This window comes from Mesorhizobium silamurunense, from assembly GCF_014843905.1.
GTDB classification, from domain to species: domain Bacteria; phylum Pseudomonadota; class Alphaproteobacteria; order Rhizobiales; family Rhizobiaceae; genus Mesorhizobium; species Mesorhizobium silamurunense.
The window spans coordinates 34,343-48,011 of record NZ_LPVS01000035.1 but is presented as its reverse complement, the minus strand read 5'-3'; the positions used below and the strand labels follow the sequence as shown (position 1 = coordinate 48,011).

The window sequence follows — 13,669 nt, the reverse complement described above, 5'->3', positions numbered from 1 at the left end:
TCGTGATCTCTACCTCACCACACGCGCCCATCCCGCGCAGCGGGTTCGTTCGCCGGCCCATACACGACGTTGGGGACCTTGATGCCAGGCGACCGCGGCGGCGGCTCCCAGCCTCACCCCCCCGCCAATCTCGGCAACAGAAAAATCTCCGCCCCCTCAGGCAGTTCCTTCGACCAGGTATCGCGGTAGATCGTCCCGTCGATCGCGACCGCGATGCCGCGATCGATCAGGGGCTCGAAGGCGGGATACTGTTCCGAAAGTTTCCGGAACAGCTCCCTGATGTCCTTGGCCTCGATGTCGAGCTTGCTCTGGCCTCCGGCGGCAGCGCCAAGCGAGCCCCAGAGCGTCACTTCGACCATTAGCGCGAAAACCTCTCCCGTTCGGCCTCGAGCGCCGCAAGAATCCGCGGTGGTGACATCGGGATGTGGCTCATGCGCACGCCCACCGCGTTCGACACCGCGTTGGCGATCGCCGCCAGCGGCGGCACGATTGAGGTCTCGCCGACGCCGCGCACCCCGTAGGGGTGGTTGGGGTTGGGGATCTCGAGGATCTGCGTGTCGATCATCGGCAGGTCCGAGCACACCGGGATGCGGTAGTCGAGGAAGCCCGGATTCTGCAGCCGCCCGTCCTTGCCGTAGATATACTCCTCGTTGAGCGCCCAGCCGATGCCTTGCGCGGCACCGCCCTGGTACTGGCCCTCGACATAGGTCGGGTGCACCGCCTTGCCGGCGTCCTGCACCACCGTGTAGCGGATGACCCTGGTCGAGCCGGTCTCGGGGTCGACCTCGATGTCGCAGATATGGGTGGCGAAGGAGACGCCGGCGCCGTCGGCGACGAGCTCGCTGTGGCCGGCGATCGGCCCGCCGGTCTTGCCGGATTGCGCCGCGATCTCCTTCAGCGACAGTTTGCCGAGATTGCCGTGCGTCTCGCCCTTGGCGACCGCATGGCCTTTTTCCCAGGCAACGTCGTCGACCGAAATGTCCCACATCTGCGCCGCGCGCTCGCGCAGGATTTTTATCGCGTTGCGGGCGGCCGAGATGGTCGCCATGGAGGAGGAGAAGGTGCCGCGGCTGCCGTCGGTCATGTCGTTGTAGCCAAGGCTCGACGTGTCGGCGACGATCGCCTTCACATGGCTGTAGTCGATGCCGAGCTCCTCCGCCGCCACCAGCGACAGCGAGGCGCGGGACCCGCCCACATCCACCGTTCCGACAGCGAGCGACACCGTGCCGTCCATGCCGATGTTGAGATCGGTGCAGGTCTGGCCGCCGAAGTTGAACCAGAAGCCGCAGGCCATGCCGCGCCCCTGGTTTGCTTTTAGCGGCGCCTTCATGTGCGGATGGTTCTTCACCGCTTCAAGCGTCGGGCCGATGCCGATCGGGCCGTAGACTGGGCCGTAGGAGGCGCGCGTGCCTTCCTGCGCCGCGTTCTTGATGCGGAAGTCGACCGGGTCGATGCCGATCTCCTTGGCGAGCTCGTCGACTGCGCTTTCCACCGCGAAGGCCGCCATCGGCGCCGAGGGCGCGCGATAGGCCGCGGTCTTCGGCCGGTTGACCAGCACCTCGTAGCCGACGGTCTTGACGTTCTCGAGCTTGTAGCAGGCGAACGCCGTCATGGCGCCGATCTCGGCCCACATGCCGGCATAGGGGCCGCAGCTGTAGCGCAGCGTCGCTTCCGCCGCGGTGATCGTGCCGTCCTTCCTGGCGCCGATCTTGACGTCGATCGAGGTGGCGCTGGTCGGGCCCGAGGCGCGAAACACCTCGTCGCGGGTCATCACGAGCTTCACCGGCCGGCCTGCCTTGCGCGACAGCGCGAGCGCCACCGGCTCGGCCCAGACATGGGTCTTGCCGCCGAAGCCGCCGCCGATCTCGGAGGAGGTGACGCGCAGCTTCGAGGCTTCGAGCCCAAGCAACTGGGCGCAGTGCTGGCGGTAGACGAAATGGCCTTGCGTGCACACCCACAAGTCCGCCGTGCCGTCGGGGTTGACGCTCGCCACGCAGGCGTGGGGCTCGATATAGCCCTGGTGCGTCTGCTCGGTCTTGAAGGAGCGCTGGACGATCGTGTCGGCCTGGGCAAAACCCTGATGGACATCGCCATGGCCGTATTGCGTGCGCTTGGAGACGTTGGAGGGCTTGACCGGCTTTTCCTCGAGGCCCTCGGTGAAGATGGCGTCGTTGATGAGGGGCGCCGTATGCTTCATCGCCTCGTCGACATCGGTCACATGCGGCAGCACCTCGTAGTCGACCTCGATCAGCTTCAGCGCCTGCCTGGCGGTGCGGGCGTCGATCGCGGCGACCGCGGCCACCGCATGCCCGTCATAGAGCGCCTTGGTGCGCGCCATGCAGTTGTCGAGGATGTCGTACATGGCGGCATCGCCGTCGGTGAGGTCGGGCAGGTCTGCCGCCGTGATCACCGCCTTCACGCCGGCCAGTTTTTCGGCCTTCGAGGTGTCGATCTTCTTGATGATCGCATGGGCATGCGGGCTGCGCAGGATGCGCCCGACCAGCTGTCCGGCCATGTTGAAGTCGGCGCCGTAGCGGGCGCGTCCCGTCACCTTGTCGACGCCGTCGGGGCGGATGGGGCGCGTGCCGACGGAAGAGAAATTGCGTCCCGAGTAGCGCGGATCGAAATTCATCTCAGGCTCCCTTCATCACGTTTGCCGCGTCCTGGACGGCGCGCACGATCTTGTCATAGCCGGTGCAGCGGCAGAGGTTCCCCGCGAGACCGAAGCGAATTTCCTCCTCGGTCGGGGAGGGGTTTTTCGCCAGAAGGTCCTTTGCCGCGATCAAAAAACCCGGCGTGCAGATGCCGCATTGCAATGCCGCGTGCTCGAGGAATTTCTGCTGCAGGGGATGCAATTGATCGCCATGAGCCATGCCTTCGATGGTCTCGATCTGGCGGCCTTCGGCTTCCGCGCCCAGCACCAGGCAGGAGCACACCAGCCGGTTGTCGACGATGACGCTGCAGGCGCCGCAGTCGCCGGTGCCGCAGCCTTCCTTGGCGCCCGTAAGGCCGAGCCGGTCACGCAGCACGTCGAGCAGCGTCTCGTCCGGCTGGCAAAGGTACTCGACGTGATCGCCGTTGATTGTCGTTGAAACTGCTACACCGGCCATCACTTGCCTCCTGCACGCTCATAAGCGGTGGTGGCGACACGTTTCGCCAGCACGCCCGCAACTTTCCGTCTGAATTCGATGGAGCCGCGCTTGTCGTCGATCGGGCGGCAGGCGCCCGCGCAGACCTTGGCGAGCCGCTCGAGCGTCGCTTCGTCGAGCTTCGAGCCGATGAGAAGTTGCGCCGCCTCCTCGACCAGCAGCACCGTCGGCGCCGCGGCGCCCAGCGCCACGCGGGCCGACTTGACGACGCCCTTGTCATCGAGCGTCAGGTTCACCCCGGCGCTGACCACCGCGATATCCATTTCGGTGCGCGGAATGAAGCGCTGATAGGCATCGCCCGCATTTGGCGCGCGCTTGTCGAGCAGGATCGCCTCGATGATCTCGCCCTTGGCGAGAGACGTCCTGCCCGGTCCGGTCGGCACGCTTTCCACAGCAATGGTGCGCTTGCCCGAAGGCCCGGCTACCACTGCCTTGGCACCGGCCGCGACCAGCGCGGGCACGCTGTCGGCGGCCGGCGAGGCGTTGCAGAGATTGCCGACGATGGTGCAGCGTCCCTGCACCTGCTTCGAGCCGATCAGCTTGGCCGCCTCGACGACGCCGGGCCAGGCCTTCTGCAGCGCCGCGTTCTCGCCCAGCACCGCGCAGGGCACCGCGGCGCCGATGCTGAAGCCGTCTGCCGTCTCCTTGATTTCGCCTAAACCCTCGATCGCCTTGATGTCGACGATCAGCTCTGGCTCGATGAAGCCGCCCTTCATCCTGACCAGGAGGTCGCTGCCTCCGGCGAGAACGGCGGCCGGGCCGGCCGCGCCGGCCAGCAGGCCCACGGCATCTTCCATTGATTGCGGACGTATGTAGCGCATCGTCTCCCCTTGGTGGTCATGATCAGATCGACCGTTATAAAGAGTCTCCTTATAATGACCATCCGCTTCCTGCATTGCACCATCCAAGTCAGGCGCATTGCCCTAATTCCTACCCCTAAATTTTCTAAGCCTAGCCGCTAGAACTACTCGTTTGCGCCCGGCCGGCCAAGCCTCCACCATGCCCTAATTAATCCGGACATCGCATCCGGCAATGTGGAGGCTTCAATGACCGCTCTTGCCCGTAGGCCCTGGGTTCCCGCGCATTGCGAGGATTTTATCCAGGCGCTGGCCAAGGCCGCAAGCGGACAGGGGAGCGACGCCGTGCTCGCTGCGATAGAGGGAGGCATCGCGCTCAATAGGCAGATCCACGAGGCCGACGCCATCAACCTCAATGCGGCGACCAATGTTATGAACCCGAAGGCGGAGGCCGCGCTTGCTTCCGGGCTCGGCTCGCGCCCGTCGCTCGGCTACCCCGGCGACAAATACGAGATGGGGCTGGAGGGCGTCGAGCGCATCGAGGTCATCGCCGCAAGCTCGCGGCGCAAGTCTTCGGCGCGAAATATGCCGAAATCCGCGTGCCGTCCGGCGCCATCGCCAATCTCTATGCCTTCATGGCCGCGGCGCGGCCGGGCGACGCCATCATCGCGCCGCCGCCGGCCATCGGCGGCCATGTCACGCATCATATGACGGGCTGCGCCGGCCTGTACGGGCTGGAGATCCATTCCGCGCCCGTCGATGCCGACGGCTATACGGTCGATGTGGACAAGCTCCGCGCGCTTGCCCGGCAGGTCAGGCCGAAGATGATCACCATCGGCAGCAGCCTCAATCTCCTGCCGCATCCCATCAGCGAGATCAGGGCGATCGCCGACGAGGTCGGCGCGCTGGTGCTCTTCGATGCGGCACATCTTTGCGGCATGATCGCCGGCCACGCCTGGCAGCAGCCGCTGGAGGAGGGCGCCCATCTGATGACGATGAGCGCCTACAAGAGCCTCGGCGGGCCGCCTTCGGGTCTGATCGTCACCAATGACGCCGTCATCGCCGAAAAACTCGACCGCATCGCCTTTCCCGGCATGACGGCGAATTTCGACGCCGCAAAGTCGGCGGCGCTCGCCATCACGCTGCTCGACTGGAAGGAGCATGGCCACGCCTATGCCGCCGCCATGGCAGGCACCGCCAAGACGCTGGCAAGCGAGCTGGCGCAGCGCGGCCTGCCGGTGTTCTCGACCGCGAAAGGCCACACCACCTCGCACCAGTTCGCCATTGAAGCCGCCGAATTCGGCGGCGGGCAGGCGGCGGCGAAGCGGCTGCGGCGCGCCAATATCCTCGCTTGCGGTATCGGCTTGCCGGTCGGCGCGGTCGAGGGCGACATGAACGGCTTGCGCCTCGGTACCCCGGAAATCGTTCGCTGGGGCATGACCGAGAAGGATATGCCCGAGCTTGCCGCCCTCATCGCCAGGGGGCTGCGCGGCAACGATGCCGCGGAGGAAGTGGCTGCGGATGTCAGCGAATTCCGGCGCCGGTTCACGAAGCTTCATTTCGTAAGCTGAGCGCCTGAACCCGCGGGCAGGGAGCCCGCTTCTTCAAAAACAAGGGGAATGACCATGCGCATGATTCTGCGATTGATGACTGCTGCTCTGATGACGGCCGCCGCCGCCGGCGTCGCCAGGGCGGATATCGTGCTGGGCGTCGCGGGGCCGATGTCGGGGCCGAACGCCGCCTATGGCGAGCAGTACCGCGTCGGCGTCGAGACGGCGATCCAGCGCATCAATGCCAATGGCGGTGTGCTCGGCCAAAAACTCAGCGTCTCGGTCGGCGACGATGTCTCCGACCCGAAGCAGGGGGTGTCGGTCGCCAACAAGTTCGTCGCGGACGGCGTGCACTATGTCGTCGGCCACTACAATTCCGGCGTCACCATTCCGGCCTCGGAGGTCTATGCCGAGAACGGCGTGCTCTTCGTCACGCCCAGGGCCACCAACCCGATGGTGACGGAGCGCGGCCTGTGGGATGCCTTCCGAGCCTGCGGCCGCGATGACGAGCAGGGCATCATCGCCGCGAAATTCGTGCTCGAGCGTTTTGAGGACAAGAAGGTCGCGATTGTCGACGACAAGTCGACGGCCGGCAAGGGCCTCGCCGACGAGATGGCCAAGGCCTACAATGCCGGCGGCGGCAAGGAAGTGCTGCACGAGGAGATCAACCCGGGCGAGAAGGACTACAGCGCGCTTGTCGCCAAGATCAAGGAGTCGGGCGTCGACCTTGTCTATTATGGCGGCCAGCACACAGAGGCCGGCCTCATCGTGCGTCAGATGCACGACCAGGGCGTCAAGACGATCCTGATGGGCGGCGACGGCATTTCCAACAGCGAGTTCGGCGCCATCGCCGGCGAGGGCGCGGCCGGGACGCTGATGACGTCCTTTCCCGATCCGGCGACCTTTCCCGAGGCCAAAGACGCGGTGGCCGACCTGAAGGCGAAGAATGTGCCCACCGAAGCCGTCACGCTCTATGCCTATGCCGCGACCCAGATCCTCGCCGAGGCGATCGCCAGAGCCAAGGCCGACGACCCGAAAGCGGCGTCCGACTATCTCCATTCAGGAGCGGCTATCCCGACAGTGCTTGGCACCATTTCCTATGACGACAAAGGGGATATCAAGCAGCCGGGCTTCGTCGTATTTGAGTGGCGGAAGGTCGACGGCAAGCTGACTCCGGTGGCCCTCAAATAGACTTGAGGCGCTGGAGGCGGACGCAGGCTGCCGCCGCTTCTTCGCTCGAAGCATACCGCGCCGCCATGGCTGGCGTCGCGGCGTTGGGAAAGCCGCAGATGGCCGTCAATCCGCCGCGACCCCGCATGCCGCCGCTCAACGCCCTCCGGGCCTTTGAGGCGGCGGCACGGCATGAAAGCTTCGCCAAGGCGGCGGACGAACTCGGCGTGACGCCTGCCGCTGTGTCGCATCAGGTGAAGGCACTGGAGGCTTGGCTAGGCTCGCCGCTCTTCGTGCGCCACGCGCAGGGCCTGCACCTCACCGAGGCTGGGCGTTCGGCGCTACCCTCCTTTTCCACCGCCTTCGACGCTTTGGGGCTCGCCGTCCAGGAATTGCGCATTTCGGCGCCCAGGCCGCAGGTTAGCATCGCAGCACTGCCTTCGATCGCCCAGCTGTGGCTGGCGCCCCGCCTGCCTGCCTTACGCTCGGCGCATCCCGCGCTTCGCCCCTCCATCCACGCGCTGGAAGAGCCGCCGGATTTTCGGCGCGAGCCCTTCGACCTCGCCATTTTCTTCACCCGGCACGCGCCGCCCGGCAGCCGTGCCTTCAAACTCTGCGACGATATCATCTTCCCGGTTTGCGCGCCGGCGCTGGCCCGGCAGCTTAAGACACCGGCCGATCTCGCCTCGCAGCCTCTCTTGTGGGACACGACTTGGACCAGCGACTGGAGCCTGTGGTTCGAAGCGACCGACGTGAAGGGGCCGCCGATCGAAACCGGCTCCGAATTCTCGCTCTACAGCATGGCGCTACAGGCGGCGGTCGACGGCGCCGGCGTGCTGATGGGGCACGAGGCGCTGGTTTCGCGCGCCTTAGCCGCCGGCTTGCTGGTGGCGCCGTTCCCGCGGCGTGTGCCGTCCGGCCTCAGCCTGTCGATCCTGGCGCCCGACCGGCCACCCGCCCACGCCGTCGAGATTGTCGACTGGTTGCTGGCGCAGCCGCCACTTCCATCCTCACCTTGACCAGCGTCGCGGCGGCGTGACCGGCGGCCGTGATGTAGTCCGGATCGTGGTGGATCAGCATGCTGGAAAAGGCGCCATCCATTAGAAGCACGATCTCGCGCGCCAGCATCTTCGGCTCGCGCACGCCATGGCTTGAAAGCGCCTCCGCCAGCCATTTCTCGAAGTTGCTCTTATGGCGGGAGCCGGCCTTCACCGCCGGATGGCCGGGCATCGCGGCGAGCTCGGCGGCCGTGCGCAGGAAGCCGCAGCCCTTCCATTTGACGTGCCGCGCCACGCGCGCCAGGTGGGTGAAGATCGCCACGACCTTCTTGTCCGCGCCGCCTTCCGCGGCCTCGAACCAGCCGGCCATTTGCTTGAGGTTCGGCTGGTCGCGGCTGTCGAGATAGGCCGTGATCAACTCGTCCTTGCTCTTGAAGTGATAGTAGAGCGTGCGCTTGGTCAGCCCCGCCTTTTCCGCCACGGCATCGACGCTGACGCGGCCGATACCTTCGGCATAGAAGAGTTTTGCCGCCGCATCGACGAGGCGCTTTCTGGTGTGATTGACCTTTTCGCTCATCCGTTAGGTATACCGACTAGTGAATATACATACAAGCTGAAAGCTGATCCCTTGGGGCAGTTCCATGCCGGAAAGGAAAATGACATGACTGAGCTTGTGCTTTGCGAGATCCGCGACCGCGTCGCGGTGCTGACGTTGAACCGCCCCGAAAAACTCAATGCCCTGAATTACGCCCTGATCGACCGCCTGCTTGCGATCCTGGACAGTATAGAGACCGATGATGCGGTTCGTGCAATCATCCTCACCGGGGCAGGGGAGCGCGCCTTCTCGGCCGGCGCCGACATCCACGAGTTCTCGGCAAGCGTGGCCGAAGGCACGGATGTGGGGCTGCGTGATTTCGTCATGCGCGGCCAGCGGCTGACGGCACGGCTGGAATCCTATCGCAAGCCGGTCATCGCCGCCGTCAACGGGCTTGCCTTCGGCGGCGGCTGCGAGATCACCGAAGCGGTGCCGTTGGCGATCGCCAGCGACCGGGCGCTGTTCGCCAAGCCCGAAATCAAGCTCGCCATGCCGCCAACCTTCGGCGGCACACAGCGCCTGCCGAGGCTGGTCGGGCGCAAGCGAGCGCTGGAGCTGCTTCTGACCGGCGATCCGTTTTCGCCCGCGCGGGCGCTGGAGCTCGGCCTCGTCAACCGGTTGGTGCCGCATGAAGAGCTGATGCCGGCCGCCTTCGATCTCGCGAGCCGCATCGTCCGTCATTCACGGGCGGCGGTGGCCAGTATCCTCACCGCCGTGGCGCGCGGTATCAATCTCAGCATCGCCGAAGGCCTGCTGGTCGAGGCCGAGCAGTTCGCCCGCATGGCTCCGACCGCAGATCTCAACGAAGGGCTCGCCGCCTGGATCGAGCGGCGAGAAGCGGTCTATGACGGCTCGTGGAGGCATATCGCCCGGCCGAGCAACGCGCGGCGCGCCTTGCCTGGCCAGGCGACGGTTCAGGGCGAAACCTCCAGGTGACCCTTCATGTTGGGGTGGAAGCGGCAGAAATAGTCGACCGCACCCGCTTCCTTGAGCGTGACCTTGCCCTTCGACTTCGGCGGGATCGTCACCTCCCAGCCGCCTTTCACAGTCGCGGTGTGGGCGATCAAGTCCTTGTTCGTCCACTCGATCGTGTCGCCGACCTTGGCCTCGACGCTTGCCGGCGAGAACACCAGCTTGTCGATCGTCACCTCGATCGTGGCGGCGAGCGCCGGCGCAGCTAAGAGCGCCAGCGCCAGCGCGACCGGGAGCGATAGCAGGCCCGCCCTCATTTCAGCATGCCGGCGACATGTTCGGCGTGCTGCTCATGCCCCTGGAATATCTTGAGACCCGTTTCCAGCAGGCTCTTCAGCTCGGCATTGCTGGCCGACGGGATGAGCAGCGTTTCGAGCGCGCCGTTGACCTGCTTGTGATAAGCCACCTCGTTTTCGATATAGGCCTTGTCGAAGGCCGCGCCCTTGAGCTTCGCCAGCTTGGCGCGCTCCTCCTTCGCCGCCTTGGTCAGTGCCTGGCTGGTGGCGTTGTCTTGCGGAGTCACCTTCAGCTTCTTCACGAGATCAAGCGCCTGCTTGTTCACCGCCTCATGGTCGCGTTCCATGTCCTTGGCGAAGTCGACGACCTCCTTGGTCTTGGATTTCTTGATCGCCAGCTTGGCCGCCTCGATGTCGAGCGTGCCGGCCGTGTAGGCGATATGGGCGATCTGCGGGTCGGTGGGCTTTTCGGCGGCCTCAGCCAGCGGCGCGGCGCTGACGAGGAGGAAGGCGGCGAGTGCTGCGGTCGGTCGGATAAACATGGCATCTCCTTTGCCCGGCGTATCGGCAGCGGGCTCATCTAGGGTTGACGGCCATTGGATGCGGGGAGAGGCCAAACGTTCCCGATTTTTCACATTCGAATGTGGAGCGAGCACTGCTACGCCGAGTTCCGTCACCCCCCTCTGCCTCGATCAGTTGCGCCCGAAGACGAAGCGCCTTAGCCCTCGAGCCCCAGCCTCTTCATCACCGCCTGCGTCAGCCGCTCGCAGCGGCGGCCGGCGAAGGGGAAGGCATCGAGCAGCACCGGGCCGATCTCGTCGTCCAGCGCCTTGCGCACCAAGCTACGCGCCCGGTGCAGCCTGGTCTTTACCGTTTCCGGCCTGATGCCGAGCAGATCGGCCGTCTCCTCGATGCTCAGGCCCTCGATGACGCGGGCGACGAAGACGGTGCGATAGACATCGGGAAGGCTGTCGGTCGCCCGTTCGACAAGCCCGAGGATCTGCCGCTGCGCCATCGTTCGCTCCGGATCGTCGCCAGGGTTCAAGTCGCTTGGGTTCAGGGGAAACCGGATGATCTGCGCTTCCGGATTTTCAGGCATCGCCACGATGCGCTTTTTCTTGCGCAGCCGGCCGAGTGCCTCGTTGATGACGATGCGCGTGAGCCAGGTTGCCAAGGAGGCGTCGCCGCGAAAGGCGTCGAGGCTGGCGAAGGCGCGCATATAGGCTTCCTGCACGACGTCCTCGGCCTCGGCGTCGTTGCGCACCACGCCGCGCGCGATGCGGTAGAGCCGCTGGTTGTGCGTCTTGATGATCAAGCGGAAGGCACCCGCTTCCCGTGCAAGCGCGCGGCGCACCAGCGCCATGTCGCCGGCGATAGCGTCCGCCGAAATCGCGGCGGCCTGCAGTGCGGACTTTCTCATCGTCCCGATCTCCCGACAGGCGTTGCATCCGATAGTTGGACGCGCCTGCCGGCAAAAGGTTCCCGGACTTTCCGGACCCAGCCGGCGCTATGCTACAGCTTTCAGCTGCGGCCTGTCTGCAGCCTGCGCGCGGGCGGCGGCGGCCAGCAGGTCCGTCTGGGTGATCAGGCCGAGAATGTGCCGCCCGGCATCGACGATCACCACCGCGTGGCTGTGCCCGTCGGTCAGCACTGGCAGCAGGCTCATCGCCGGCGTCTCGGGCGAGGCCGTGCCGGCCTTCGACATCACGCCCTTTACCGTGTCGGTCGTTCTCGTCAGCTCGCGCAGGCCGACGGCGCCGACCAGCTTCGCTTCGGCGTCCACCACCGGCAAGGTACGGATATTGTGGTCGAGCAACTGCTTGCGCGCCTCCTCGGCGGTGGCGTTCTCCGGTACCGAGATCACGTCGCGGGACATGATGTCCTGGCAGAGCAGCGTGCGGTGCGCGCGCACCATCGCCTGCAGCTCGACCTGGCGCAGCAGTCTTTCGATGTCGTCGCGGTCGATATCGAAGGTTTCGTCGAGCGCCGCAAGCGCGGCATCAACATCCTCGGGCCGGAAGCCAACCCGCCCCGCCGGCGGTAGGTCGGCGGTGCCGTGGCTGTTGGCCATGGGCACATGCACATGCGGATAGTTGCGCCGCGACAGCTTGTGGAACAGGAAACCGAGCGTGACCAATATGATTGAGTTCAGCGCCACGGGCACGAAGGGAAACAGGAAGCCGGCGCTGATCACGGCCGGTCCGCCGAGCACGCCGGTGAGCGCCGCGGCACCGCCCGGCGGATGCAGCGAGCGCGTGAACGACATGGCCGCGATCGCCAGCGCCACCGCCAGCCCGGAGGCGATCACCGGGTTGTGCACGAAATGCGCCACCGTGACGCCGACCAGCGCCGAGATCGTATTGCCGCCGATGATCGACCAGGGCTGCGCCAGCGGGCTCGACGGCACGGCAAAGAGCAACACGGCGGAAGCGCCCATCGGCGCCACCAGCATCGCCACATGCGGGCCGCTGCCCATGGCGAGCCCGCTGATCACGCCGGTCAGCGCGATGCCGATCGTGGCGCCGATGCAGGCGGCGAGCCGTTCGCGGAGCGTTGCGCCGGCAAGGATCGGAACGAAAAGGCGAAACGCCATGGCAGGCCCCAGGTCGAATAGCTTGAATTGTCGAATGGGTGGAATTTGCGCTACTCGCAATGCCGCCAGAGCCACGGATTTGGAAGCCAAACCAATTCGTTTATTCCCGGCCGGGAAGAATATTATTGCGCGGCGACGCCTTGGCGGCATGCAGCCGGCGGCTTTCGCTTTCTCAATCGCGTCAAGGCGTTACGAGCGTTTACGGAATCGGCTGCGAGGCGCTGAGCCCGTTACTCGGTGGCTGCTGCCGCGTTGAGCCCGCGCAAAATGTCGGCCTTGAGGTCCTCGACATCTTCCAGCCCGATCTGCAGGCGGATGAGCGGCCCGGCATAATCTTCCTTGGCGACGGTGCGGTCGCCAAGGAAGACCGGCACGGCAAGGCTCTCATAGCCGCCCCAGGAGTAGCCGAGGCCGAAGATCGTCAGCGCGTCGAGGAAGGCGTGCTGCTCTCTCTGACCGCCGCCTTTCAGCACGATGGAGAAGACGCCGCTCGAGCCGCAGAAATCGCGCTTCCAGAGCGCGTGGTCGGGGTGGCTCTCCAGCGCCGGATGCAGCACCTCAGCCACGCCCGGCTGCTCCTCCAGCCAGCGCGCGATCTCGAGCGCGCTCTTCTGGTGGTGTTCGAGTCTCACCCCCATGGTGCGCAGGCCGCGCAGCGTCTGGTAGACGTCGTCCGGGCCTGAACAGCAGCCCAGCGTGCAGAAACCTTCATAGAGCTTCTTCCAGCAGGCTTCGTTGGCCGAGACCAGGCCGAGCAGCACGTCCGAATGACCAGCCGGGTATTTGGTTGCAGCATGGATCGAGATGTCGACGCCGTAGTCGAGCGGCTTGAAATAGAGCGGCGTCGCCCAGGTGTTGTCCATCATGACGATCGCGCCGGCGGCGTGCGCCGCCTTGGCGATCGCCGGAATGTCCTGCACTTCATAGGTGTTCGACCCCGGCGATTCCGTAAACACCACCTTGGTGTTGGGCCTGATCAGCGAGGCGATGCCGGCGCCGATGCGCGGATCGTAATATTCGATCTCGATGCCGAGGCGCTTCAGCATGGTGTCGGCGAAATTCCGTGTCGGGTGATAGACAGAATCGACGATCAGCAGATGGTCGCCGGCCGAGACGAAGGTAAGCAGGGGAATCGTCACCGCAGCCAAGCCTGACGGCACGGCTATCGTGCCGGCCGAGCCTTCGAGCGCGTCGACGGCGAGGGTCAGCGCATCCATGGTCGGCGTGCCGCGCGTGCCATAGGTGTATTTCTGGCTGCGCGAGGCCATCGCGGCGGCGTCGGGATAAAGCACCGTCGAGGCATGCACGATCGGCGGATTGACGAAGCCGAAATAGTCGCGCGGGTTGTTGCCGGAATGGGCAAGCCGCGTGTTGATGCCGATCTTGCTGCCGTCTGTCGCCATGGTTCGTCGCTCGTCGCAATGTGTCAGGAGCCCAGCCATAGAGCGGTGGAACCGGCCACGCAACCGCTCCGAATCCGCCAAGCGGCGGTGTTCGGATGGGCCAAATGAACGGCTCGCCGGCTCATTGTTTGCGCTCGTTGCGCACTTCCGGCGGACTTGGCTTGAAAGGCAGGCTTTGTTGTCTTCTCGGCCATGAATCGCGCCAG

Annotated in this window: 15 protein-coding genes; 5 read left to right on the top strand and 10 right to left on the bottom strand. The window is 65.5% G+C overall.

Annotation, left to right across the window (positions count from 1 at the left end; genetic code table 11):
• Positions 1-113 precede the first annotated feature (113 nt).
• From AU465_RS09710 to AU465_RS09695, 4 genes are read right to left on the bottom strand one after another with little or no spacing between them, the layout of a single operon-like run.
• Positions 114-359, bottom strand: coding sequence for a MoaD/ThiS family protein (locus tag AU465_RS09710; protein ID WP_192246301.1), 246 nt, complete (start codon positions 357-359; stop codon positions 114-116).
• Positions 359-2,632, bottom strand: a complete 2,274-nt coding sequence (locus AU465_RS09705; protein ID WP_192246298.1) for a xanthine dehydrogenase family protein molybdopterin-binding subunit — start codon at positions 2,630-2,632, stop codon at positions 359-361. Before AU465_RS09705 ends, AU465_RS09710 begins: the two co-directional genes overlap by 1 nt.
• Before the next feature lies 1 nt (position 2,633).
• Positions 2,634-3,110, bottom strand: coding sequence for a (2Fe-2S)-binding protein (locus AU465_RS09700; protein WP_192246296.1), 477 nt, complete (start codon positions 3,108-3,110; stop codon positions 2,634-2,636).
• Positions 3,110-3,970: an FAD binding domain-containing protein gene (locus tag AU465_RS09695; RefSeq protein WP_192246294.1), complete on the bottom strand. Its 861-nt coding sequence runs from the start codon at positions 3,968-3,970 to the stop codon at positions 3,110-3,112. Before AU465_RS09695 ends, AU465_RS09700 begins: the two co-directional genes overlap by 1 nt.
• 225 nt (positions 3,971-4,195) lie before the next feature.
• Here AU465_RS09695 and AU465_RS36395 point away from each other — a divergent pair, with 225 nt between their 5' ends.
• The 4 genes from AU465_RS36395 to AU465_RS09680 all read left to right on the top strand — a co-directional run bounded on the left by AU465_RS36395 (position 4,196) and on the right by AU465_RS09680 (position 7,685).
• Positions 4,196-4,657 (top strand): hypothetical protein, encoded by a 462-nt coding sequence (locus tag AU465_RS36395; protein WP_246505945.1) that lies wholly within the window; start codon positions 4,196-4,198, stop codon positions 4,655-4,657.
• Positions 4,546-5,517 (top strand): serine hydroxymethyltransferase, encoded by a 972-nt coding sequence (gene glyA / locus AU465_RS09690; RefSeq protein ID WP_312891229.1) that lies wholly within the window; start codon positions 4,546-4,548, stop codon positions 5,515-5,517. Before AU465_RS36395 ends, glyA begins: the two co-directional genes overlap by 112 nt.
• 48 nt (positions 5,518-5,565) lie before the next feature.
• The gene (locus AU465_RS09685) at positions 5,566-6,687 is read left to right on the top strand and encodes a branched-chain amino acid ABC transporter substrate-binding protein (protein ID WP_376774839.1); all 1,122 of its coding nucleotides are present in this window, start codon (positions 5,566-5,568) and stop codon (positions 6,685-6,687) included.
• A 98-nt stretch (positions 6,688-6,785) separates the two neighbouring features.
• Positions 6,786-7,685: a LysR substrate-binding domain-containing protein gene (locus AU465_RS09680; protein WP_246505944.1), complete on the top strand. Its 900-nt coding sequence runs from the start codon at positions 6,786-6,788 to the stop codon at positions 7,683-7,685.
• On the opposite strand, the gene AU465_RS09675 is transcribed toward AU465_RS09680, so the two are convergent.
• Positions 7,588-8,241 (bottom strand): TetR/AcrR family transcriptional regulator, encoded by a 654-nt coding sequence (locus AU465_RS09675; RefSeq protein ID WP_192246292.1) that lies wholly within the window; start codon positions 8,239-8,241, stop codon positions 7,588-7,590. The two genes, AU465_RS09680 and AU465_RS09675, sit on opposite strands and share 98 nt — an antisense overlap.
• Before the next feature lie 84 nt (positions 8,242-8,325).
• Here AU465_RS09675 and AU465_RS09670 point away from each other — a divergent pair, with 84 nt between their 5' ends.
• Positions 8,326-9,195 (top strand): crotonase/enoyl-CoA hydratase family protein, encoded by an 870-nt coding sequence (locus AU465_RS09670; protein ID WP_192246290.1) that lies wholly within the window; start codon positions 8,326-8,328, stop codon positions 9,193-9,195.
• Here AU465_RS09670 and AU465_RS09665 read toward each other — a convergent pair.
• From AU465_RS09665 to AU465_RS09645, 5 genes are all read right to left on the bottom strand, one after another.
• Entirely contained in the window at positions 9,174-9,488 is a 315-nt protein-coding gene (locus AU465_RS09665) for a cupredoxin domain-containing protein (protein ID WP_192246288.1), read from the bottom strand. The genes AU465_RS09670 and AU465_RS09665 overlap by 22 nt on opposite strands.
• Complete coding sequence (locus AU465_RS09660) at positions 9,485-10,009, bottom strand: DUF4142 domain-containing protein (protein ID WP_192246285.1); 525 nt, start codon at positions 10,007-10,009, stop codon at positions 9,485-9,487. Before AU465_RS09660 ends, AU465_RS09665 begins: the two co-directional genes overlap by 4 nt.
• A 176-nt stretch (positions 10,010-10,185) precedes the next feature.
• On the bottom strand, positions 10,186-10,887 hold the full coding sequence (locus AU465_RS09655; RefSeq protein WP_192246283.1) for an RNA polymerase sigma factor: 702 nt from the start codon (positions 10,885-10,887) through the stop codon (positions 10,186-10,188).
• 87 nt (positions 10,888-10,974) lie between these two features.
• Positions 10,975-12,060 (bottom strand): HPP family protein, encoded by a 1,086-nt coding sequence (locus AU465_RS09650; RefSeq protein ID WP_192246281.1) that lies wholly within the window; start codon positions 12,058-12,060, stop codon positions 10,975-10,977.
• Between the two features lie 230 nt (positions 12,061-12,290).
• On the bottom strand, positions 12,291-13,463 hold the full coding sequence (locus tag AU465_RS09645; protein WP_192246278.1) for a cystathionine beta-lyase: 1,173 nt from the start codon (positions 13,461-13,463) through the stop codon (positions 12,291-12,293).
• Between the last annotated feature and the right edge of the window lie 206 nt (positions 13,464-13,669).